The sequence below is a fragment of the Allgaiera indica genome (assembly GCF_900106675.1).
In the GTDB taxonomy this organism is placed as follows: Bacteria; Pseudomonadota; Alphaproteobacteria; order Rhodobacterales; family Rhodobacteraceae; genus Acidimangrovimonas; species Acidimangrovimonas indica.
Genome location: NZ_FNOB01000002.1, coordinates 39374 through 60949, shown reverse-complemented (window position 1 = coordinate 60949; position 21576 = coordinate 39374). Strand labels below are relative to the sequence as shown.

General features: G+C 67.5%; 21 protein-coding genes and 2 pseudogenes. 16 read left to right on the top strand and 7 right to left on the bottom strand.

Translation table 11 applies throughout. The features are described 5' to 3' along the window. Positions 1 to 55: 55 nt before the first annotated feature. A complete protein-coding gene (locus BLV97_RS01955) occupies positions 56 to 727 on the top strand; it encodes an NnrU family protein (protein ID WP_035840169.1) in 672 nt (223 codons plus the stop codon). 29 nt (positions 728 to 756) lie between these two features. Here BLV97_RS01955 and BLV97_RS01950 read toward each other — a convergent pair whose 3' ends face one another. The 5 genes from BLV97_RS01950 to BLV97_RS01930 all read right to left on the bottom strand — a co-directional run bounded on the left by BLV97_RS01950 (position 757) and on the right by BLV97_RS01930 (position 5846). Continuing rightward, positions 757 to 1575, bottom strand: a complete 819-nt coding sequence (locus BLV97_RS01950; RefSeq protein WP_035840168.1) for a sugar phosphate isomerase/epimerase family protein — start codon at positions 1573 to 1575, stop codon at positions 757 to 759. Between the two features lie 12 nt (positions 1576 to 1587). Next, complete coding sequence (locus BLV97_RS01945) at positions 1588 to 2355, bottom strand: carbohydrate ABC transporter permease (protein ID WP_051645933.1); 768 nt, start codon at positions 2353 to 2355, stop codon at positions 1588 to 1590. Between the two features lie 107 nt (positions 2356 to 2462). Next, positions 2463 to 3332 (bottom strand): carbohydrate ABC transporter permease, encoded by an 870-nt coding sequence (locus tag BLV97_RS01940; protein WP_035840167.1) that lies wholly within the window; start codon positions 3330 to 3332, stop codon positions 2463 to 2465. Between the two features lie 59 nt (positions 3333 to 3391). After that, positions 3392 to 4681: an ABC transporter substrate-binding protein gene (locus BLV97_RS01935; RefSeq protein WP_051645927.1), complete on the bottom strand. Its 1290-nt coding sequence runs from the start codon at positions 4679 to 4681 to the stop codon at positions 3392 to 3394. Positions 4682 to 4721: 40 nt separating this feature from the next. Next, positions 4722 to 5846, bottom strand: coding sequence for an ABC transporter ATP-binding protein (locus BLV97_RS01930; protein ID WP_081824956.1), 1125 nt, complete (start codon positions 5844 to 5846; stop codon positions 4722 to 4724). Positions 5847 to 6663: 817 nt separating this feature from the next. Here BLV97_RS01930 and BLV97_RS01925 point away from each other — a divergent pair. The 10 genes and pseudogenes from BLV97_RS01925 to BLV97_RS01885 all read left to right on the top strand — a co-directional run bounded on the left by BLV97_RS01925 (position 6664) and on the right by BLV97_RS01885 (position 13462). Next, positions 6664 to 7080, top strand: coding sequence for a hypothetical protein (locus BLV97_RS01925; RefSeq protein WP_051645926.1), 417 nt, complete (start codon positions 6664 to 6666; stop codon positions 7078 to 7080). 7 nt (positions 7081 to 7087) lie between these two features. Further along, a pseudogene (locus BLV97_RS21915) lies at positions 7088 to 7699 on the top strand (hypothetical protein); the annotation flags it as partial. A 20-nt stretch (positions 7700 to 7719) separates the two neighbouring features. After that, positions 7720 to 8421, top strand: coding sequence for a hypothetical protein (locus BLV97_RS21730; RefSeq protein ID WP_035840165.1), 702 nt, complete (start codon positions 7720 to 7722; stop codon positions 8419 to 8421). A gap of 53 nt (positions 8422 to 8474) precedes the next feature. After that, positions 8475 to 9419 (top strand): RnfABCDGE type electron transport complex subunit D, encoded by a 945-nt coding sequence (locus BLV97_RS01910; RefSeq protein WP_035840163.1) that lies wholly within the window; start codon positions 8475 to 8477, stop codon positions 9417 to 9419. Continuing rightward, positions 9416 to 10093: an NADH:ubiquinone reductase (Na(+)-transporting) subunit D gene (locus BLV97_RS01905; RefSeq protein WP_035840161.1), complete on the top strand. Its 678-nt coding sequence runs from the start codon at positions 9416 to 9418 to the stop codon at positions 10091 to 10093. The genes BLV97_RS01910 and BLV97_RS01905 overlap by 4 nt, the downstream gene beginning before the upstream one ends. Beyond that, positions 10090 to 10685, top strand: a pseudogene (nqrE, locus tag BLV97_RS01900) (NADH:ubiquinone reductase (Na(+)-transporting) subunit E). The gene BLV97_RS01905 and the pseudogene nqrE overlap by 4 nt, the downstream one beginning before the upstream one ends. Beyond that, positions 10682 to 11743, top strand: a complete 1062-nt coding sequence (nqrF, locus tag BLV97_RS01895; RefSeq protein WP_035840159.1) for an NADH:ubiquinone reductase (Na(+)-transporting) subunit F — start codon at positions 10682 to 10684, stop codon at positions 11741 to 11743. The pseudogene nqrE and the gene nqrF overlap by 4 nt, the downstream one beginning before the upstream one ends. Next, positions 11647 to 12729, top strand: a complete 1083-nt coding sequence (locus BLV97_RS01890) for an FAD:protein FMN transferase (protein WP_321196529.1) — start codon at positions 11647 to 11649, stop codon at positions 12727 to 12729. The genes nqrF and BLV97_RS01890 overlap by 97 nt, the downstream gene beginning before the upstream one ends. Before the next feature lie 7 nt (positions 12730 to 12736). Then, positions 12737 to 12910 (top strand): (Na+)-NQR maturation NqrM, encoded by a 174-nt coding sequence (gene nqrM / locus BLV97_RS20655; RefSeq protein ID WP_143037481.1) that lies wholly within the window; start codon positions 12737 to 12739, stop codon positions 12908 to 12910. A gap of 57 nt (positions 12911 to 12967) precedes the next feature. Continuing rightward, a complete protein-coding gene (locus BLV97_RS01885) occupies positions 12968 to 13462 on the top strand; it encodes a CBS domain-containing protein (protein ID WP_092163929.1) in 495 nt (164 codons plus the stop codon). Here the strand turns inward: BLV97_RS01885 and BLV97_RS01880 are convergent. Beyond that, a complete protein-coding gene (locus BLV97_RS01880) occupies positions 13459 to 14475 on the bottom strand; it encodes an ABC transporter ATP-binding protein (protein WP_035840265.1) in 1017 nt (338 codons plus the stop codon). The two genes, BLV97_RS01885 and BLV97_RS01880, sit on opposite strands and share 4 nt — an antisense overlap. Positions 14476 to 14671: 196 nt before the next feature. On the opposite strand from BLV97_RS01880, the gene BLV97_RS01875 reads away from it, so the two are divergent. The 5 genes from BLV97_RS01875 (at position 14672) to arr (ending at position 19297) form a co-directional block, all read left to right on the top strand. Beyond that, positions 14672 to 15604, top strand: a complete 933-nt coding sequence (locus BLV97_RS01875) for a carbohydrate ABC transporter permease (protein WP_081824954.1) — start codon at positions 14672 to 14674, stop codon at positions 15602 to 15604. Continuing rightward, positions 15594 to 16430 (top strand): carbohydrate ABC transporter permease, encoded by an 837-nt coding sequence (locus tag BLV97_RS01870; protein ID WP_051645924.1) that lies wholly within the window; start codon positions 15594 to 15596, stop codon positions 16428 to 16430. Before BLV97_RS01875 ends, BLV97_RS01870 begins: the two co-directional genes overlap by 11 nt. A gap of 10 nt (positions 16431 to 16440) precedes the next feature. Beyond that, complete coding sequence (locus tag BLV97_RS01865; RefSeq protein WP_035840157.1) at positions 16441 to 17760, top strand: ABC transporter substrate-binding protein; 1320 nt, start codon at positions 16441 to 16443, stop codon at positions 17758 to 17760. Between the two features lie 65 nt (positions 17761 to 17825). Then, a complete protein-coding gene (locus BLV97_RS01860; protein ID WP_035840149.1) occupies positions 17826 to 18641 on the top strand; it encodes a phosphodiesterase in 816 nt (271 codons plus the stop codon). A gap of 260 nt (positions 18642 to 18901) precedes the next feature. Beyond that, complete coding sequence (gene arr, locus BLV97_RS01855) at positions 18902 to 19297, top strand: NAD(+)--rifampin ADP-ribosyltransferase (protein ID WP_035840260.1); 396 nt, start codon at positions 18902 to 18904, stop codon at positions 19295 to 19297. A 431-nt stretch (positions 19298 to 19728) separates the two neighbouring features. Here the strand turns inward: arr and typA are convergent, their stop codons facing one another. After that, positions 19729 to 21546, bottom strand: coding sequence for a translational GTPase TypA (gene typA / locus BLV97_RS01850; RefSeq protein WP_035840146.1), 1818 nt, complete (start codon positions 21544 to 21546; stop codon positions 19729 to 19731). Positions 21547 to 21576 lie beyond the last annotated feature (30 nt).

Sequence of the window (21576 nt, the reverse complement as noted above, 5' to 3'; positions counted from 1 at the left end):
GATGCGCCGATCCCCTTGCCTTCCCGCCACGCGCCGTCCCGAGGCCATCTGACCCATGGGCTGGGCAGAGTTCACCGCGGCGTTCATCGCCTTCTTCGCAAGCCATTCCCTGCCGATGCGGCCGCCGGTCCGCAACTGGCTGACCGCGGTACTGGGGCGGCGCGGTTTCCTGCTGGCATATTCGGCGCTGTCGCTTGCGGTGCTGGCCTGGCTGATCGTCGCGGCGGGGCGCGCGCCCTATGTCGGGCTTTGGGATTGGGCGCCCTGGCAATCGTGGACCACGCTGGCGATCATGCTGGTGGTCTGCGTGATCGCCGCCTTCTCGCTGGCGGTGCCCAATCCGCTTTCCTTCGGCGGGGTGAACAACGCCGGTTTCGACCCGCGCGCGCCGGGCGTGGTGCGCTATGTCCGGCATCCATTGCTGGTGGTGCTGGGGCTTTGGGCCTTCGGCCATCTGATCCCCAACGGCGATCTTGCCCATGTCATCCTGTTCGGCAGTTTCGCGACCTTCGCGGCGCTGGGCGGGCGGATCGTCGATCGGCGCAAGCAGCGCGAACTGGGCCAGGATTGGGCGCGCCTCGTTGCCCAGATCCGCGCGGCGCCCCTGTTCACCTGGCCCGGGCGCCCGGTGGAATGGCTGGTGCGGCTGGTCGCCGGCGTTGCGCTTTACGCCTTGCTGATCTGGCTGCACCCGATCGTGATCGGCGTCAACCCGGTGCCGGTCTGACAGCGAGCCAGCCCGGCCCCTGCCGCGCGTCACCGCGCGAGACCAAGCGCCTCCAGCCGGGCCACCGTCGCGGGCAGTCGGCCCAGGTTGTTGCGGACCTCCAGGATCAGCCGCGGGCACTGCGGCAGCCGCGCAAGGGCGTTGAAGACGGCGGGCCAGGGAATGCATCCCTCGCCCGGATGCCAGTGGCGGTCGGCATAGCCATCGGCATCCTGCAGATGGACATGGGCCAGGCTGTCGCCCGCCGCGGCGATGAAATCCACCACCGGCGGCGCGTTGTAGCGGCCATGCGCCAGTTCAGCATGCCCCGTGTCAAGCGAGACCCGCAGACAGGCGTGGTCGATCGCGCGGACCAGTTCGACCCGCGCGGCGGGGTCGGTGTCGTCGATGTTTTCCAGCACCAAGGTCACGCCCGCGGCCTCGGCCCGCGCCAGCACCGGGGCCAGGCAGTCGGCCGCGGCCTCGAACATCGCGGCGCGGAATTGCGGATAATTGTGGCGGTTCAGCACATGCCAATAGGTAAAGGGCGAATGGATCACCATGTGGCTGCCGCCCAGGGCCTGCGTGATCTCCAGCACCTGGATCAGGCGGCGGCGGATGACGGCGCGGATCTCGGGCTCGGGGTTGGCGATGTCGAGGCCGAAGAACGGCCCATGCAGGCCGATCGGCCCGCCATAGCCGCGCAGGCAGGCGCGGTAGCTTTCCACCAATGGCGCGGTGTCGCCGGCCAGTACCTCGGGGAAGACGAAATCCTGGATCTCGATGGCGCGTTCGCCGGCGCGCAGCCAGGGCTCGAGAATGTCGAAATCGCCGCGCTTGATCGCCGCGCCGAGGGTGGGAAGGGTCATCGCAGGGGCTCCTTACTTGATGCCGGCGCGCATGAAGCTTTGCACGAACTGCCGCTGGAACAGCAAAAAGCCGATCAGCAGCGGCGCAGAGGTCATCAGCGTGGCGGCGTTGATCACCGACCATTGCACGCCGCTGTCGGGGGCGGCGAAGATCGAAAGCCCCACCGTCAGCGGCCGCGACGAGACCGAGTTGGTAACGATCAGCGGCCAGATGAAATCGTTCCAGTGCGCCGAGACCGACACCAGCCCGAAGGCCAGATAGGTGGGTTTCGCCAGCGGCACATAGACCCGCCAGATCAGGCCCAGCAGGCTGACGCCTTCCAGCCGGGCGGCCTCGTCCAGTTCGCGCGGGATGGTCATGAAGGTCTGGCGCAACAGGAAGATGCCAAAGCCCGATGCCATATAGGGCAGCCCGATGGCGGCGATCGTGTCGACCAGCCCCAGCATCCGCATGGTGCGGTAGTTTTCAACCAGCAGGATGTCGGGCATCACCATCATCTGCACCAGCACCAGCCCGAAAAGCAGGTTGCGGCCGGCAAAGCGCAGCCGCGCGAAGGCAAAGGCGGCCAGCGTGCCGACCACCAGTTGCACAGACAGGATCGAGGTGACCAGGATCACGGTGTTGAGAAAGTAGCGCGCGAAGGGCGCCTGTTTCCAGGCCAGGGGAAAGTTTTCCAGCGACAGCGGTGCGAGCAGGTCGAAACGCGTCTCGTAGGCCGCGGGGTGAAAGGCGGTCCAGGCCGCGTAAAGCAGCGGCGCGATCCAGATCAGGCCCAGCATCCAGGCGCCGACGCTGATCAGCACCCGGTCAAGGCCCGGCCAGGCGCCGGTGGTGGCCGACACGGGGGCGGAAACGGCGGCGGTGGCTGAGGTTGGGGTGGCGAAGGTCATCTGTAATGCACCTTCCGGTCGAGCACGAAGAACTGGCCGATGGCGATCGCGGCCAGGATCGTCAGCATCACCACGGTCAGGGTCGCGGCATAGGCGGTGTCCCAGAACTGAAAGCCGACCTGATAGATGTAGTAGAACAGCAGGGTCGAGGCGTTGTCCGGCCCGCCCTGGGTCATGACGAAGACCTGATCGACCAGGCGGAAGGCGTTGATCACCGCGTTGACCGAGATGAACAACGTCGTCGGCATGATCAGCGGCAGCGTCACCCGGCGAAACACATGCCAGCGCGAGGCACCTTCCAGCCGGGCGGCCTCGATCAGGCTGGGGGGGATGGTTTGCAGCGCGGCGAGGTAGAAGATCATGAAAAAGCCGGCCTCCTTCCAGACCGACACGGCGGCCACGGCATAAAGCGCGGTCGCGCCCTGGCCCAGGAAGTTCATGTTGGGCAGGCCAAGCAGCGCGCCGATCTGGTTCAGCAGGCCAAAGCCCGGCGTGTAGAAAAAGATCCAGATGTTGGCGACGGCGATCAGCGGCAGCACGGTGGGGGTGAAGAAGGCCATGCGCAGGAAGCCGCGCCCGCCGATGCGGCCCTGCACAAGCAGCGCCATCGCCAGTGCGATGCCCATCGACAGCGGAATGGTGATCGCGGCGTAGAGCAGATTGTTGCGCATCGCCTGCCAGAAGGTCGGGTCGGCGATCAGGTTGCGGTAATTGCCAAGGCCCACGAAATGCGAAGGCCGCATCCCGCGTGGCGTCGAGAACAGCGAATTCACCACCGTCTCGACCGCCGGAATATGGGTAAAGCCCGCCAACAGCACCAGGGCGGGCAGCAACATCAGCCAGGCATGAAGGGTTTCGCGGCGCATCGGGGGCCTTGTCGTATGGGTCCGGTGGGCCGGCCGAGCCAGCCCACCGGGCGTTTGGGTTACTGTTGATAGGGGCGCAGCACGGCCTCGGCCTGGGTCTGGGCCTGTTTCAGCGCCGGGGCGGGCTGTTTCTGGCCCGACATGATCGCTTCCAGCGCGTTGTTGAGGATCTGCGTGACCCGGGCGTTCTGATAGACGGTCAACTCGGGGCCCGCGTATTTCAGCTGCTCACGCGCGACCAGGGCACCCGGCACCTTCTTGACATAGGCTTTCAGCGCCGGGGTGTCCCAATCCTCGGGGCGCGGCGCGACATAGCCGGTGGCGATGGTCCATTTCGCGGCCTGGTCGGGCGCGGTCATCCATTCGACGAATTTCACCGCCGCCTGCTTCTGTTCGGCGGTGGATTTCTTGAACAGATACCAGTTTCCGCCGCCGGTGGGGGCGCCGTAATGCTTGTCGGCCGGCAGGAAGCCCACGCCGAAGGGGAAGGGCGCGTTCTTGGTGATGTTGGTCAGGTTGCCGGTGGTGGTCCAGATGATCGCGGCATTGCCCTCGAAGAAGGCCTTGGGCGTGGCGCCCCAATCCAGCGTGCCCGGCTCCATCACCTTGTATTTGGTGGTCAGGTCCAGCATGAACTGCGCCGCCTTGACCGCCTGCGGCGTGTCGAAATGCACCTTGGTGCCGTCCTTCGACGCCAGCGTCACGCCCGCCGGGATCGCCAGGCCCTGATACAGCCAGTAGGGAAAGCCCGCCGTCGGGATCCGCACGCCCCATTGCGTGACCTTGCCGTCGGCGTCGCGCAGCGTCAGCTTCTGCGCGTCGGTGACCAGTTCGGCCCAGGTCTTGGGCGGCTGGTTCGGGTCCAGCCCGGCCTTCTTGAAGGCGTCCTTGTTCCAGTACATCACCGGGGTCGAGCGCTGGAACGGAATGCCCCAGGTCTTGCCGAAGGCCTGGCTGTTGGCCATGAACGCCGGGTAGAAGCCGCCGAACCAGGCCTTGGCCTCTTGCTTCGACACATAGCCGTCGAAGGGTACGATGATGTTCTCGTCGATCAGGTTGAACATCTCGGCCGCGCCGATCACCGCCAGCTGGGGCGGATTGCCGCCGCGCGCCGCGGTGATCGCCTTGGCCACGGTGTCGGTGTAGCTGCCGGTATAGACCGGCTTGATATGCACGTCGGGGTGCTTGGCCTCGTATTGCTTGGTAAGCGATTCGATCGTCTGCGCCGCGGCGCCGCCCACGGCGACGGGAAAGTAGAATTGCAGATCGACCGCCAGCGCTGGAGAGCCGGATACCGCGGCCAGAACGGCCGCTCCGCCGATCATCTTGGTCAGGTTGGAAAATGTCATCGGTAGGGATCCTTTGCAGATCTGTGGCAGGAGAAAATGGTCACGACGCCGGTTGCGGCGCGGGTTCGGCCGCGCAGGCGGGGCCAGAGGCCGGATCGGAGGCCGGATCAGGCGTCGGCAAGGAGGCTGGCCCCGGCTGCGGAGCGAAACGATGCAGCGCATCGGGCGCCCAGCGCAGGCACAGCTCCGGCCCCGGCGGCAGCCCCAGCCGGGCGGGGCGGCGCAGGATCAGCCGAGCCGACCCGGCCGCCACGGTGATCAACAGATCCGCGCCCAGATATTCATGCGAGACCAGGCGCGCGGGCAGGCCGGTCTCGGCGATCTCGATATCCTCGGGGCGCAGGCCCGCGGAGGTGCCGGGCGGGGCCGCGATCCCCAGCGCCTCGGCCGGCACCAGGTTCATCGGCGGGCTGCCGATGAAGCGCGCGGCGAAGGGCGTCGCGGGGCGGGAATAGATCTGTTCGGGGGTGCCCGATTGCTCGATCCGGCCGGCGTTGAGCAGGATGATCCGGTCGGCCATGGTCATCGCCTCGACCTGATCATGGGTGACATAGATCAGCGTCAGCCCCAGGCGGCGCTGCAGCGCGCGGATCTCGGCCCGCATCTCGGCGCGCAGCTTGGCGTCGAGGTTCGACAGCGGCTCGTCCATCAGCAGGACGGGGCGGCCCGAGATCACCGCCCGCGCCAGCGCCACCCGCTGCTGCTGCCCGCCCGACAGCTGCGCGGGCTTGCGCCGCAGCAGCGCGTCAAGGCCCATCATCCGCGCGACCTCGTCCAGCCTTTGCCGTTGTTCGGCCCTCGGGACGCGGCGCACGTTCAGCCCGAAGGTGATGTTGCCGGCCACGTCGAGATGCGGAAAGAGCGCGTAGTTCTGGAACACCATCGCGATGTCGCGCTGGGACGAGGGCAGCGCGGTGATGTCGCGGCCGCCCAAGGTGATGCGCCCGCCCGTGGGCGTCTCGAAGCCCGCGATCATGCGCAAAAGCGTGGACTTGCCGCAGCCCGACGGCCCTAGCAACACGGTGAATTCCCCGCCGCGGATCTCGCAGCCAAGCGTTTCGATGGCGCGCTGGGTGCCATAATCCTTGCTCAGGTCATGCAGGATCAACCCGGGGGCATCCGGAAGCGATTGCGCCGCGACGCAGGTGGATTTGGCTCGTTTCATGAAAAGCGCATTTACCCGCGCTCCATGTCGCGAGGATCAATCTCTTGCAACACTTTGATGAATGCAGCCGTCCCCGGGGACGAACCCCACCGGGTGCCGGGCCCGGCTTGCCATCGTGCCGACCGCGCCAGGCCGCCTCCGCTCCGGTCGCGTGCCGCGACGCGTGCCAGCCTGAACATGACAGCGAAGTGCGGCGCCGAAGCCGCCCGGGCCCCGCCACACGGCCGCGAAGGTCGCGCGCGGACCTCGGGGCGCAAAGCGTTTCGTCCCGGCTGCAGCTAGTGTCGCGCGTTCGGCCCCCACGTTGTCATGGATCGGCACGGATCTCCGCATTTCGTGATCGCATGTCTTCGGACAATGTCTTTTTCGTGGTTGGGCATGCCACCATGCGCTGTCGCCTATCCGCCATCGTTGCCCGCCTGTTCGGGCTGCTTGCCGGCGCGGCCTTGGGCCAGACGGCGCCATCGGCGGCAGACATCCAGAAGGCGTGGCAGGAGCAAAGCGGTCGTGGAGATGCCGCGCGGATCGGCGATTTGCGCCGTCTGCCACCAGGGCCGCGCCTCGGGCACTACCGTCGAGGCGGCGCTAGACGGGCCGGCCGACGATCAGGTCTCTGCCGGCCTGTCGTTCATCAACATCCATTACGCGGCGGCGGTCGCGACGCAGCTTGGCGATGTGGCAGGGGGGGTACGAATTTCCCGGCCAAAGCTATGCAGGCCGCTTCAGACATGCCGAAGGATTTGACCGCTGTGTCAGCTGTCATGGCGCGCATCAGACACGGGTCGCGCTGAAGGAATGTACGGGTTGTCACCGGGGCGTGGCCGATTTCCGCGCCATCCGCACGACCCCGCTGGATATTCTTGGCAAGGGCGACACCCGCGCCGGGATCGCGGTCGTGATCGACGACCTGCGGGTGCGCCTTGGCGCGGAGATCATGGCCTATGCCTCCAAGGTCACCGGCAGGCCGATCGTCTGTTCGGCCACGGCCTACCCGTATTTCTTCAACTATCTCAACGCAAACGGCGTGGTTGATGAAAGCGAAATGGCATTCCCGAACCGGTATCGAAGCTGGACGCCGCGCCTGATGAGGGCCTCGTATAACTACCAATTCACCGGCAAGGACCCTGGCGCTTTTGCGCATAATTGCCGCTACGCGATCGAGCTGCTGATCGACAGCCTGAAGGACCTTGCCAGGGCCGCCCCCGTGGAGGTGACCGGCCTGGTCCGGCCTTGACGGGGCAATGCCGCGCGGCGTTGGCGCGTGCGGTTCAGGGGAAAGGAGTTCCGTGGAGGTCAGGTTTCGCAAGGGTCGCGATTTCGACCTGGGGCCGCCGCCCGTCGGCGGGTCGGCCGCCGTGTGCCGCGCGCGGGTGACGGGGCTGATGGCCCAAGACTACCCCGGCGTCACCTTTGATCTGCGGGTCGGCGAGGACGACAGCGTTCAGCGCGGCCAGGTCCTCTGTGTCGATCGTCGGCGTCCCGAGATCGCTTTCGTCGCAAGCGTGGCCGGGCGGGTCAGCCGGATCAGCTATGGCGCGCGCCGCCGGGTCGAGACGATCCAGGTCGCCGCCGCGGGAAATGACGCCACCCCGTTCGCCGTTGAACCGGTGTGGGGTGACGATGAAGCGCTGCGCGCCCTTCTTCTGAGAAGCGGGGCCTGGGCGGCGTTTCGCACCCGTCCGTTCGGGCGCATCCCCGATCCGTCAGCCCGGCCGTCGGCGATTTTCGTGACCGCCACCGACAGCAGGCCGCTTGCCCCGGATCCGGCCCATGTCCTGGCGCCGCAGCTGGACGATTTCCGGCGCGGGGTGGCGGTCTTGCCGCGGTTGACGGAAGGGCCGGTCTTCATCTGCCAGGCGCCGGCCCGGCCCTGGTGGCGCCGGCCGGAAGGCTTCGTGTCGCGCGGTTTTCCGGCCCGCATCCGGCGGGGCTGGCGGGCACCCATATCCATCATCTCTGGCCGGTCTCGGCCCGCCGACCGGTCTGGCAGATCGGCTATCAGGACGTCGCGGCGATCGGCGGCCTGCTGGCGACCGGCGCAATCCCCACGCTGCGGACGCTTTCGGTGGCGGGGCCCGGCCTTGGCGGGCCGACGCGGCTGTTCCGGGCCCCGCTTGGCGTCGAACTTGCGGACCTTATGGCCGCCGCGAACACTGCCGCGAACAGCAACGCAAACACCGCCGCGACGCGGCTGGTTTCGGGGTCCGTCCTGGCGGGTCGTGCGGCGCGGTTTCTCGGGCGTCATGATCTGCAGGTGACGGTCCCGAACCGGCACGGGCAAGCCCCGCAACCGCGCTCGGCGCTGGGCTGGATTCTGGACAGGCTGCCGCGCGCCGAGACCGGCGTGACCCAGCCGTCCGAGGCTTTCGAACAGGTCTTTCCGTTCGATATTCTGCCGGTGCCCCTGATGCGCGCGCTTGCCGCCGGGGACATTGAGACCGCCGAGCGCCTGGGCGGTCTGGAAATGCTGGAAGAGGATCTGGCGCTGCTGAGTTGGCGCTGTCCGTCGGGCTGCGATTACGGCGAATTGCTGCGGCAGTTTCTCGATATTCTGCATGAGGAGAGCGCGGCATGAACCGCTCCAGCCCCCTGCTGCCGCGCCCGTAAGATGCCAACCGGCTGACCGCCGTGAGCGCGGCCGCGATTTCCGCGCCGCTGATCGCCGCGATTGCCGAACGCGGGTGGCCGCTGCTGATCGCGCTGGTGCTTGCCCTTGGCCTTGCGGTCCTGCGGCAGGTGGCCTTCGCGCGGCCACGGGGCCGGCCGGCGGGGTGGGACGGCGCGGTGACGGCGGTGGTTTTCGTGACCTTGATGCCGGCCAGGGTATCGCTTTCGCAGTTGGGGCTTGCGATGTCCTTCAGGCTGGTGATGGGCGATCTGGTCTTCGGCGGACGCGGCCGGGGTTTCCTGAGCCCGGCCGCCGTCGGCCTGGCGTTCCTGCTGTACTCGTTTCCAACCAGTGACACGGCCGCCGGATTCGGCATGGGGACGGCCCTTGCCGCCGTGGCGGGCGGCGCGCTGTTGCTGGGCGCGCGCATCCTGTCCTGGCGGGTCGTCGCCGGCTGTTGCGCCGCGACGATCGCGCTACGCCTGGCCTGGCCGATGCCCGGCGACTGGCCCGTCTGGCCGGGTGCGACGCTGATCGTGGGGCTGATGTTCTTGATCGGCAACCCGGTTGCCGCCGCCTGCACCGATGCCGGACGCTGGGCTTACGGCCTTCTTGCCGGCGCATTGGTCGTCGTGCTCGGACATCAGGGTCATGCCGAGTTGCCGGCCGTCGTCTTTCCCGCCCTGCTGGCCACCATCTTTGCGCAGTCCGAGACGCCGGGTTTGGGCGCGCGCATCGCCGACCCCGCCTGGCAGGTCCTGTGGGCCGGCCGGCGCGCGGTGACGCCATCGGGAAAGATCGTCATCAGCGTGGTGCGGGGCAATGCCACCGGCCCGTCCGAAGTTGACGGGATTTCCGGCGCCACCCGGTCCGGAATCGGGGTCGCGCGCATGGTCCGGTTCTGGCTGGGCCCCGAGGGCTTTGGCCCGTTCCTGGCCAGGCTACGGTCGGGAGAGATCCGGTGAGCGAAAGCAAGCTTCATCACCTGACGGCGCCGCTGATCGACGATAATCCAGTCACCTTGCAGATCCTCGGGATCTGTTCGGCGCGTGCCGTGACCACCTCGATGGCCACCGCGCTGACGATGAGCCTTGCGTTGACGGTGGTGCTGACGGCGGCGAGCGCGGCGATCAGCCTGATCCGCCGCCATCTGCCCGGCTCGATCCGGCTGGTCGTGCAGATCACCATCATCGCCTCGCTCGTGATCGTGGCCGATCAGGTCCTGCGCGCCTACGCCTTCGCGATGAGTCAGGGGTTGTCGGTCTTCGTCGGGCTGATCGTGACCAATTGCATCGTGCTTGGCCGCGCCGAGGCCTTCGCGAGGCGCAATCCGGTCTGGCCGAGCGTTCTGGACGGCCTGGGCAACGGGCTGGGCTATGGCCTTGTGCTGATGATCGTGGCGGCGATCCGCGAAGGCCTGGGGTCGGGGTCGCTGTTTGGCCTGCGGGTGCTGCCGCCGGCGTCCGAAGGCGGCTGGGTGCAGCCGCTTGGGTTCATGCTGCTGGCGCCAAGCGCATTCTTCATCATCGGCGTCATGATCCGGGCGATCCGGATCAGGCACCCCGACCAGGTCGAGGCCGATGAATTTCCGGTTCGCGATCGGGCGGAAGCGGGGCGGTCGGGCGCGGCGCGGCCATGAGCGATCTGTTCTTGCGATCCGTGTTCCATGAGAACCTCGCGCTGTCGTTCTTTCTGGGCATGTGCACCTTCCTTGCGGTGTCCAGACGCGTCGATACCGCGGTCGGGCTTGGCCTGGCGATGATCGTGGTCCAGGGCATCACGGTTCCGATCAACCACCTGATCTTCAACGGCCTTCTGGTCGAAGGGGCCTGGGGCTGGGCGGGATTGCCCGAGGTGGATCTGCGCTATCTGAAACTGATCTGCTTCATCGGTGTGATCGCGGCCATGGTGCAGATCCTTGAAATGGCGCTTGATCGCCATGCGCCGCGCCTGCACCGCGCGCTGGGGATATATCTGGCGCTGATCACCGTGAACTGCGCCGTTCTGGGCGGCAGCCTGTTCGTGGTCGACCCCGCCGTTACGACCTGGCCCAAAGCGTCGTCTACGGGCTTGGCAGCGGCGCCGGCTGGGCGCTGGCGATCGTCGCCTTCGCGGCGATCCGCGAACGCCTGCGCTATGCCGATGTCCCCGAGGGCCTGCGCGGCCTGGGGATCGCGTTCATCGTGACCGGCCTGATGTCGTTGGGGTTCGCCGGGGTGGGCCAGCCATGACCAAGATCCTCCTGGGCCGCGTGGTCTTCGTCGTCCTGGTGCTGGCGCTGTCCGCCCTGGTCCTGAGGGCGGGGACGATCCTGCTGCCCTCGGGGCCGCTGCCGACCGAAGCTGCCATCCTGTCACGGGCCGAGCTTGCTTCCGGCCTGCGGCTTGCCTGCCAGACCAGGCTGCGAGCCGATCTGTCGATCACGCTTCCCGACAGCGTGCTGAGCGCCCGATCCTGGAATTGCACGGTGGTTTCAAGCCGCACCATCGCCCCGATCATCCGCGAAATCGTGCTGGCGCCGAGCGGCGACGCGCCGTTCTCCTTCACGCCCGGCGCCTTCCTGACCATCGAGGCCCCGGCCTATGCGCTGAACTTCGCGGATTACGAGATCGCCCCCGAACATCGCGCGGCCTGGGACCGGCAGGGTCTTGGCGCGCTGCGGGCACGGGGCGGCGGGGGTATCTCGCGCGCGTATTCGATCGCCAATCGGGCGGTCGAGGACGCCGGCCGCATCGTCCTTCTGGTGCGGCTGGCGCTGCCGCCTCCCGACCGCCCGGAGGCCGCCCCGGGGATCGTCTCGTCGTGGCTGTTCGGTCTGTGCGCGGGCGAAGGGCTGCGCCTTGCCGGGCCTTTCGGCAGTTTCGCCGCGCAAGACAGCGCGCGCGAGATGGTGTTCATCGGCGGAGGCGTCGGCATGGCACCCCTGCGCGCGATCATCCCCGATCAGCTGGAACGCGGAAAGACGACCCGGAAGATGAGCCTCTGGTACGGTGCGCGCAGCCGCGTGGATCTGTTCTACGAGGCAGAGTTCGAGCGGCTTCAGGCGACATACCCCAATTTCCGCTGGACCGCCCCGCTTTCCGATCCGGCGCCGGGCGACGATTGGCAGGGCGAAACCGGCTTCATCCACGAGGTCGCGTTGCGGGGCGGGCTGGCGTCGCATCCCGCCCCGCATGATTGCGAATACTACCTGTGCGGCCCGCCGATGATGATCAAGGCGGTGCTGGCGATGCTCGACGATCTGGGCGTCGGGCGCGACCGGATCTTCAACGACGATTTCGGAGGCTAGGCCATGACCCTGACACGGCGCGGATTTCTGGCAGGCTCGGGGGCCTTGCTTGCCGCACCGGCGCTGCGGGCGGCGGCGGATCTGTTGCAGATCGAAGGGCCGGCCTTTGGCGCGGGCTGGCGCGTGCGGCTTGGCGCGGGCGCCGACCGGACCCCGGCGCGGGCACGATCGTGCGCGCGATCGCCGGGGTCATCGAAACGACAGATGCCGCGATGTCCCCGTTTCGCAAATGGTCCGAGATCTCGGTTTTCAACCGCAGCCGGACCACGGATTGGCTGCCGCTTTCCTCCGTGGTCCTGCGCGCGATCGCCAAGGCGCAAAGCGTCGCTGCGCGGACGCGGGGTGCCTTCGATCCGACGCTGGGCGGATTGGTCGGGCGCTATGGTTTCGGCCCGATCACGGGCGCGCCGGCAGGGGCGTTTCGGGATCTGGAACTTCGCGCGGACGGCGCGCGCAAGGCGCATCCGCGGCAGACGCTGGACCTGTGCGGCATTGCCAAGGGTCAGGCGCTGAACCGATGCGCCGACGCGCTGCGCTCGATCGGGCTGGAGGCCTTCTTCATAGAGATGGGCGGCGAGGTCCTGGCACGCGGCACCAGGCCGGACGGATCGCCCTGGCGCGCGGCGGTGGAACGCCCGCTGCCCGGTCGGGCCGAGCCGCAACGGGTGGTGGCGCTGCGCGACGAGGCTTTGGCGACATCGGGCGATCTGATCAACAGCTATGTGCTGGCCGGGCACCGCTACGGCCACATCACCGACCCGCAGCGCATGGCGCCGGCCGACAGCGCGCTGGCCTCGGTATCGGTCTTTGCGCGACGGGCGATCACGGCGGATGCGCTGGCGACCGCGCTTTTCGCGCTGGGCCCCAAGCGCGGCCCGGCCCTGGCCGAGCACGCCGGAATGGATGCGCTGTTCCTGTCGCGCGACGGGGCGGGTCTGCGCGAAGTGATGACCGGTCGCTTCCGCGACCGGATCATATGGGGGTGAGGCGGCGATGGCGGTATTCATGTTAACCTTCGCATTGGTGCTTCTGGCCGTGGCCGGGCTTTCCGTGGGGGCGATCCTTGGCCGCGCGCCGATCAAGGGGTCTTGCGGGGGATTGTCCTGCATTCCGGGCGCGGATTGCGCCGCCTGCCCGAAACGCGACCGCAACGAGGGCTCGACCTGACCGACCGGCCACGCATCGCGGATTACATGGCGCGATCTGGTCCGGCTGGGGGCGCGGATGGAGATCCTCCATGCCATGCGGATCCTGCTGGAGCACCGGATGTCCGGGGCGCCCGTGGTCGATGCCGACGGTCGCCTCGTTGGGGTTCTGTCCAAGAAGGATTGCCTGCGCGCCGCCTTGCAGGGCGCCTATCATCAGGAATGGGGCGGCCAGGTCGCGACCTTCATGAGCACGGATCCCGAGACCCTCGATGCCGATCTAGATCTGGTCATCGCCGCCGAACGCGTCCTTGCCAGCCTGTATCGCCGGTTTCCGGTGCTGCGCGACGGCGCGGTTGTCGGACAGATCAGCCGCGCCGATATCCTGCGCGCGCTGCTGGAAAACTGGTCCCCCCCGACCGCGCCGCGGCGCGCGCGCGAACGCCCCCCGGCTTCGCATCCGCCGGGCATGGCGCGATCGCAGCAAGGGACGCTCATCGCCCCCTTCGCCGTCCTGCCCGGCGGGCCTGCTCACGGCGCGCGCGGTTTGCCCGCCCCGGACCGTCATCCTTAAGCCACGCGGCGTCCGTCCGGGCCGAAATGGTGAAGATGCATGGGGCGGGCAAGCAGGGGAAGGCGATCCCCCGGGCGCACGCCGTTGCCTGCGGGCAGGCGGATCGTAAGCTCTACCCCCTCGGCGGTCGTGGCCTGGACGAAGGTATCCGCGCCATGCAGCTCGATCCGCCGGGCGGTGGCCTCGACGCCGGCGCCGGGGGCAAGTTCCAGATGCTCGGGGCGGATGCCAAGCGTTTCGCCGCACGCGGGCGTTGTGGCGGCGAGCGCCCCCGCCGTGGCGCGCGGGATCAGGTTCATCGGCGGCGCGCCGATGAAACGGGCGACGAAGGTCGAGGCGGGGCAGCGGTAGATCTCTTCGGGCGGGCCGATCTGTTCCACCCGACCGGCGTTCAGCACCACCAGGATGTCGCCCATCGTCATCGCCTCGATCTGGTCGTGCGTGACATAGAGCGCGGTGGCGCCCAGGCGACCATGCAGGGCCTTGATCTCGGCGCGCATCTCGGCGCGCAGCTGCGCGTCGAGATTGGAAAGCGGTTCGTCGAACAGAAACACCTGCGGGTCGCGCACGATGGCGCGGCCCATCGCGACGCGCTGGCGCTGGCCGCCCGACAATTGGCGCGGCTTGCGGTCAAGCAGCGACTCGAGCCGAAGGATGCGGGCGGTGTCGGCCACGCGGGCGGTGATCTCGGCGCGCGGGGTGCCGCGGATCTCCATCCCGAAGGCGATGTTGCGCGCCACGCTGAGATGCGGCAGCAGCGCGTAGTACTGGAACACCATCGCCGCGCTGCGCGCCTTCGGCGGCTGCCGCGTCACGTCGCGCCCGCCGATCAGGATGTGACCGGCATCGGCCATCTCCAGGCCCGCCACCAGCCGCAGCAGCGTCGATTTTCCGCAGCCCGAGGGGCCGACGACGACGCAAAAGCCGCCATCGGGCACCGCCAGGTCCAGCGATTGCAGCACCGGCATGTCGCCAAAGGATTTCCGCACGCCGTCAAGGGTCAGGTCCGCCATTCGCGCCTCCATCATGGGGCGCTCATAGAGGATGAAGGCGACATTCGAATGACGGTTTGCCGACGCCACCGTCACCCGCCTGTCGGAAAAGCTTCACCAGATCTCGGCGTTTCTGTCACGGACGGCTGCTAGGCGATGTTGGTCAGGGGCGCGCCCGGATCGATCAGGGTCCGGGCCGGCGCCTTGAGGGGGACCGATGACCGACGTTCTGACGACGCATGACACGATCGTGCCGGTGCGGCGGCCCAAGGCCCGCGCGGCGCGCGGCAGGCTGTTTCCCGCGCTGGCGCTGCTGGCGCCATCGCTGGTTTTCCTGCTGCTCTTCACCTACTGGCCGATGCTGCAGTCGGTGATCCAGTCGCTGAGCATCCAAAGCTTTGGCTCGACGCAGACCACCTTTGGCCTTGGCAATTTCCAGCGCCTCTTCGCCGATCCGGCGTTCCGGCAGGCGGCGCTCAACAATGCCGTCTACGCGGCGGGCACGATCGTGCCGGCGGTGGCGCTGGCACTGGCGCTGGCGGTGGGGTTGCAGGAAGCCACCGGGCTGAACACCCTGTTGCGCGGGGTGGTGTTCTTTCCGGTGCTGATCCCGCTGGTGGCGGCGGCGGCGCTGTTCAGCTTCGTCTTCCTGCCCGGGGTCGGGCTGCTGGACTATTACCTCGCGAAGCTGGGCGCGTCGCAGACCAACTGGCTGGGGGATCCTTCGATCGCGCTGTGGTCGCTGATCGGGCTGACGGTGTGGAAGAACGCGGGCTATTACATGCTGTTCTTCCTGGCCGGGCTGCAGGCGATCCCCGAAGACCTGTACGAGGCCGCGCGGATGGAAGGCGCGGGGCCGCTGGCGCGGTTCCGGCGGATCACGCTGCCGCTTCTGGGGCCGACGCTGGCCTTCGTCTTCGTCATCGCGCTGATCAATTCGGTCACCCAGATCGACCATGTCGTGCTGCTGACCCAGGGCGGGCCGTCGAACAGCACCAATCTGCTGCTCTACTACATCTATCAGCAGGCGCATCAGAACTACGATTACGGGCTGGCCGCCGCCGCCACGGTGGTGACGCTGGCGATGCTGCTGGCGCTGTCGGTGATCTCGTTGAAATCGCTGGAACGGGGCGCGCATTATGAAAGCTGATCCGCTGCAAGAGGGCCGCTATCTGGCCATCGCGCTGTTGGGCGGCGTGGCGCTGGTGTGGTCGACGCCGCTGTTGTGGATGATCATCGCGGCCTTCCGGCCCGACAGCGGCGACGCGCTGAACATGGCCGCGCTCTGGCCCGATTTCCGCCCGACGCTGGCGAATTTCCGCGACGCGCTGCAAAGCGCCGATTTCGCGCGGCTTTACCTGAACACGGTGATCGTCTGCGTCGGCATTCTGGCGGTGCAGCTGGTCACCGTCACGCTGGCCGGCTTTGCCTTCGCGCGGCTGAAATTCCCGGGGCAGGGGGTGCTGTTCTACGCCTTCCTGTTGCAGCTTATGATCGTGCCCGTGGTGCTGATCGTGCCGAACCTCGTCACCATCACCCATCTTGGCCTTTACGACACGCTGCCCGGCGTCATGGCGCCCTATTTCGCCTCGGCCTTCGGCACCTTCCTGATGCGCCAGTGCTTCCGCACCATCCCACGCGACTTCGAAGAGGCCGCGCTGGTCGAGGGCGCGAACTGGCGCCAGGTGATCTGGCGGGTGCTGATCCCGCTGGCCCGGCCCGGCATGGTGGCCTTCGCCATCGTCTCGGTCAGTGCCCATTGGAACGAATTCCTGTGGCCGCTGATGGTGATCTCGAAGCCGTCGCACCAGACGCTGACGGTGGGGCTGGCAAGCTTCACCCAGGGCGCCGAGGGCGGCAGCCAATGGGGCGTGATCGCCGCCGGCACCTTCCTGGTCGCCGCGCCGCTGATGATCGCCTTCGCGCTGTTCCAGCGCCAGTTCGTGAATTCCTTCCTTTTCTCAGGCGTCAAATAGGAGCGACGACATGATCCATTGGAAATCCCTGGCCGCGGCGGGCGCGCTTGCGCTGGGCGTCGGGCAGATGGCCCAGGCGGCCGCGACCAATATCGAGCTGTATTTCCCGGTGCCCGTGCAGGGCAAGCTGGCCAACAAGATGAAGTCGCTGATGGAGGCCTTCAACAAGGCCCATCCCGACATCGATGCGACCGCAGTCTACACCGGCAGCTATGACGAGACCAACCTCAAGACCCGCGCCGCGATCCGCGCCGGCAACCCGCCGGCTGCGGTCATCATGTCGGCGAACTTCATCCTCGAATACCAGATCAACAATGAAATCCAGCCGCTTGATCCGATGATCAAGGCCGACGGCATGACCGACGCGCGTTTCATGAACCAGTTCTGGCCGGCGCTGCACGGCAATGCCCAGTTCGCGGGCCATGTCTGGGCGGTACCGTTCCAGAACTCGACGCCGCTGCTGTACCTCAACGTCAAGGCGTTCAAGGAGGCCGGGCTGAACCCCGACAACCCGCCGCAGACCTGGGCCGAATGGGCCGCCGATGCGAAGAAGCTGACCAAGCGCGACGGCAACAGCGTCAGCCGCTACGGCCTGATGATGCCGGGCAATTACGACTATCTGGGCTGGATCGTCTCGGCGCTGGATATGTCGAACGGCGGCCAATACTACAACACCGATTTCGGCGGCGAGGTCTATTACGATCAGCCCTCGATGCTGGGTGCGGTGCGCTTCATGCACAACCTGGTGTTCAAGGACAAGGTGATGCCCCAGGGCGTGACCAACGCCAAGGACGTCTCGACCTCTTTCTTCGCCGGCAAGGCGGCGATGGTGGTGCTGTCGACCGGGGCGCTGTCCTTCGTGCGCGACAACATGAAGGACAATTTCCGCGTCGCCTTCCTGCCGGGGCACCTGCGTCACGCGGTGGCGATCGGCGGGGCCTCGTTGATGATGCCGAAAGGGTTGAGCCCGGCCAAGCAAGAGGCCGCCTGGACCCTGATCAAATGGCTGACCAGCCCCAAGGTCGCGGGCGAATGGAGCCGCTTCACAGGCTATTTCGCGCCCAACAAGGGGGCCTATGACCTGCCCGAGATGAAGGATTTCATGGCCCAGCACCCCAATGCGCAGGTGGCGCTGAAGCAGTTGGCCTATGCCCATCCGTGGTTTGCGACCTACAACACCGTGGCCGTGCGCAAGGCGCTGGAGGATCAGGTGCAGGCGGTGCTGTCGGGCAATGAAACGCCCGAAAAGGCGGTGAAGGCCGCGCAGGCCAAGGCCGATCAGCTGATGGCGCCCTATGTCGCGCAGACCGCGCTGAAGCTGCCGAACTGAGGCTTGAACCAAAACCTTCGGCCCGCCCCCGATCCGGGGCGGGCCGTTTTCTTCCGGAGTTTGCCATGATCATCGCCCAGATCACCGACCTGCACCTGCGCCCCGCCGGGAAGCCGGCCTATCGCGTCTCGGAAACCAACACCCTGGCCGCCCGCGCGGTCGAGGCGTTGCGCGCGCTCGATCCCCCGCCCGACCTTGTGGTCATTTCCGGCGACCTGACCGATTGCGGCCTGCCCGAGGAATATGAAGAGCTGACCCGACTGCTGGCCCGCCTGCCGATCCCCTGCGCGCTGATCCCCGGCAATCATGACCGGCGCGAGGCGCTGCTTGCCGCCTTTCCCGAGGCCCCCGATGGCGACGGCTTCATCGGCTTCACCCGTGATCTGGGGCCGCTGCGGATCATCGGCCTCGACACCGTCGTGCCCGGCGCCTCGCACGGGGCGCTTTGCGACACCCGGCTTGACGCGCTAGAGGCCGCTCTGTCGGCACGGCCCGACGCGCCGACGTTGATCTTCATGCACCATCCGCCCTTCGATTGCGGCATCCGCCACATGGACCGCATCGCCCTGCGCGACGGGCGCGAGCGCCTGGCCCAGATCGTCGCGGCCAACCCCCAGGTGGCGCGGATCTGCTGCGGTCACCATCACCGTCCGGTTCAGGCGCTGTTCGCCGGCACGCTGGCGCAGATCGCGCCCTCGGTCGCGCATCAGGTGCAGTTCGACCTGACCGAGGAAAGCCCCGCGCTTTTCGCGATGGAGCCACCCGCCTTTCTGGTGCACGCGCTGGTCGAGGGCCAGATCGTCAGCCATCAGGTCTATGTCGAGCGGTACGAGGGACCCTATCCATTCGTTCTGGATGCCGATTATCCGGGCAAGGCCTGACGGTCGGTCCTGAACCGCCCCCAGGCGCGGGGCCACGCGGGGGCGGGGCCCGGCGCCGGGGCAGGGCCACCATGCGCAGCTGCCGCCGGGGCCAAGGGTTGTTTGCCCTGATGTCGGTTGAGAGCAGGCCACCGCGCCCGCCATGACCATTATCTATCCCTAGGCGGGGCTTGCCGCACCCCTGGGGCATGCCATCGAATCGGCCGTCGAATCCCCCGAAGGAGCCCCCGGCCCATGTCCGCCGCGTCCCCGCCGCCAACGTGTTTTCGCAATCCTTCTTGCATGGAACCCGGGCCGATCTGAAACCCGGAGACCTGATCCTCATCGGCCACCGATCCAACTTCACCGGGGCAGGGCCGCTGTCGTGGGTGTGTTGCACGGGCACCCTGGACGCCGCGATCTGGGGCGCCGAGCTGGCCGTCGGCAATCGCCGGGAACGGATCAATGTTGTCGAGCCGACCGGGCCGATCGTGGACCAACCGAATGTGACGGACGGGAAAATCCCAGGTAATCCAACTCTGTCCTTCCGGTCTCGCGATCCGCTGCGTGTCATTGCCGAGGTCGTGCATTGGTGCGGGTACAGGCCCGGGCGGCTGCGCCAGATGAAGGACAACGTCGCCCGCTTGAAGGCGGCAGGCGGCAATATCATCGACTGACCCGTCCGGATACGCCCCGTCCCGGGCTTGATCGGCATGGCGCGGGCTTTGCGTCATCCGTTCGCCCCGCGGCAAGGTTCGGATGCCCGCCCGCCCCCGCGCGACCAGCCGGGGGCGAGACCCCGAAAGCCGAAGCGATCGGCCCGCGGGCCTGACCCCGGACAGATCATGAATTCGTGTTGTGGTTGTGGGCGAATTCCACCGCTGATGCTGTAGAATGAAGGCGGGCGTGTTCGATGCCCCCTTCGGTGGGCTTGCCCGATATGAGTGTTCAAGGTCGCGGAAACCGCCCTGGGCGGCTTCCAGGTCCGAATTTCCAAGACTTGTGCCTCAAGTACGAGTGAACCCGGCGCGCCGGGCGATGGCGCGCCGGGGCCTTGCAACGCCGCGGTCCGGTGGCGGATATCCGTACCGGGGCCCGCGCGGGGCGTTCAGCCCGCGCGGGCGGCGCGTTTGCGCTCGTGCGGATCGAGATGGCGCTTGCGCAGGCGGATCGCCTTGGGCGTCACCTCGACCAGCTCGTCATCGTCGATATAGGCGATCGCCTCTTCCAGGCTCATCCGCGTGGCGGGGGTCAGGCGCACGGCTTCATCCGTGCCCGAGGCGCGCACGTTGGTCAGCTTCTTGCCCTTCAGCGGGTTCACCTCAAGGTCATTGTCGCGGCTGTGCTCGCCGATGACCATGCCCTCGTAGATCGGTTCCTGCGGGCCAATGAACAGCTTGCCGCGTTCCTCGAGGTTCCACAGCGCATAGGCCACCGAGGTGCCGTTCTCCATCGAGATCAGCACGCCCTGGCGGCGGCCCTGGATCGGGCCCTTGTGCGGCGCCCAGCCGTGGAAGATGCGGTTCAGAACGCCCGAGCCGCGGGTGTCGGTCAGGAATTCGCCGTGATAGCCGATCAGCCCGCGCGACGGTACATGCGCCACGATCCGGGTCTTGCCGACACCGGCGGGGCGCATGTCGACCATGTCGCCCTTGCGCGGGCCGGTCAGCTTTTCGATCACCGCGCCGGTGAACTCGTCGTCGACGTCGATGGTGACCTCTTCGATCGGCTCCAGCCGCTCGCCGTTTTCCTCGCGCATGATGACGCGGGGGCGGGAGATCGACAATTCGAACCCCTCGCGGCGCATGTTCTCGATCAGCACGCCCATCTGCAATTCGCCGCGGCCCGAAACCTCGAAGGCCTCGCCGCCGGGGGTGTCGGCGATCTTGATCGCCACGTTCTGTTCGGCCTCTTTCATCAGGCGCTCGCGGATCACGCGCGACTGCACCTTGGATCCGTCGCGGCCCGCCAGCGGGCTGTCGTTGATGCCGAAGGTCACGGTGATGGTGGGCGGGTCGATCGGCTGAGCGGGGATCGCCTCGTCGACCTCCAGCGCGCACAGGGTGTCGGCCACGGTGGCCTTGGCCATGCCTGCGATGGTGACGATGTCGCCGGCTTCGGCCATCTCGATCGGCTGCTGGCCAAGGCCGCGAAAGGCCAGGATCTTCGAGACCCGGAACTGTTCGATCCGCTCGCCCTTGCGCGAAAGCGCCTTGATCGTCTCGCCCGCCTTCAGCGTGCCGGATTCGACCCGGCCCGTCAGGATCCGCCCGAGGAACGGATCGGCCGACAGCGTAGTCGCCAGCATCCGGAAGGGCTCATCGCGCTGCGCCAGCTGCTTCGGCGCGGGGACGTGGTGCCGGACCAGTTCGAACAGAGCCGTCAGATCCTTTCGCGGCCCGTCCAGTTCGGTATCGGCCCAGCCGGCCCGGCCCGAGGCGTAGAGATGCGGAAAGTCCAGCTGCGCGTCGTCGGCGCCGAGATTGGCGAACAGATCGAACACCTCGTCCAGCGCGCGGTCGGGTTCGGCATCGGGCTTGTCGACCTTGTTGAGCACCACGATCGGACGCAGCCCCAGCGCCAGCGCCTTCGCGGTGACGAACTTGGTCTGCGGCATCGGGCCCTCGGCCGCGTCGACCAGCAGTACCACGCCATCGACCATCGACAGGATGCGCTCGACCTCACCGCCGAAATCGGCGTGGCCGGGGGTGTCGACGATGTTGATGCGGTGGCCCTGCCATTCGACCGAGGTCGCCTTGGCGAGGATGGTGATGCCGCGCTCGCGTTCGATATCGTTCGAATCCATCGCGCGCTCGGCCACCGCCTGGTTTTCGCGGTAGGTGCCCGATTGTTTCAGAAGCTCGTCCACCAGCGTCGTCTTGCCGTGGTCGACATGCGCGATGATCGCGATATTGCGAAGGTCCATAGATCCGTCCTGAATGCTGCGCCGCCGCGA

Coding starts and splice junctions, on each gene's coding strand:
- BLV97_RS01875 (WP_081824954.1), top strand. CDS start 14,672: ATGACCGACGTTCTGACGACGCATGACACGATCGTGCCGGTGCGGCGG.
- BLV97_RS01945 (WP_051645933.1), bottom strand. CDS start 2,355: ATGCTGGGCCTGATCTGGATCGCGCCGCTGCTTTACGCGGCCTGGACC.
- BLV97_RS01860 (WP_035840149.1), top strand. CDS start 17,826: ATGATCATCGCCCAGATCACCGACCTGCACCTGCGCCCCGCCGGGAAG.
- BLV97_RS01950 (WP_035840168.1), bottom strand. CDS start 1,575: ATGACCCTTCCCACCCTCGGCGCGGCGATCAAGCGCGGCGATTTCGAC.
- BLV97_RS01930 (WP_081824956.1), bottom strand. CDS start 5,846: ATGAAACGAGCCAAATCCACCTGCGTCGCGGCGCAATCGCTTCCGGAT.
- typA (WP_035840146.1), bottom strand. CDS start 21,546: ATGGACCTTCGCAATATCGCGATCATCGCGCATGTCGACCACGGCAAG.
- BLV97_RS01865 (WP_035840157.1), top strand. CDS start 16,441: ATGATCCATTGGAAATCCCTGGCCGCGGCGGGCGCGCTTGCGCTGGGC.
- BLV97_RS01935 (WP_051645927.1), bottom strand. CDS start 4,681: ATGACATTTTCCAACCTGACCAAGATGATCGGCGGAGCGGCCGTTCTG.
- BLV97_RS01870 (WP_051645924.1), top strand. CDS start 15,594: ATGAAAGCTGATCCGCTGCAAGAGGGCCGCTATCTGGCCATCGCGCTG.
- BLV97_RS01880 (WP_035840265.1), bottom strand. CDS start 14,475: ATGGCGGACCTGACCCTTGACGGCGTGCGGAAATCCTTTGGCGACATG.
- BLV97_RS01940 (WP_035840167.1), bottom strand. CDS start 3,332: ATGCGCCGCGAAACCCTTCATGCCTGGCTGATGTTGCTGCCCGCCCTG.
- nqrF (WP_035840159.1), top strand. CDS start 10,682: ATGACCAAGATCCTCCTGGGCCGCGTGGTCTTCGTCGTCCTGGTGCTG.
- nqrM (WP_143037481.1), top strand. CDS start 12,737: ATGGCGGTATTCATGTTAACCTTCGCATTGGTGCTTCTGGCCGTGGCC.
- BLV97_RS01955 (WP_035840169.1), top strand. CDS start 56: ATGGGCTGGGCAGAGTTCACCGCGGCGTTCATCGCCTTCTTCGCAAGC.
- BLV97_RS01885 (WP_092163929.1), top strand. CDS start 12,968: ATGGAGATCCTCCATGCCATGCGGATCCTGCTGGAGCACCGGATGTCC.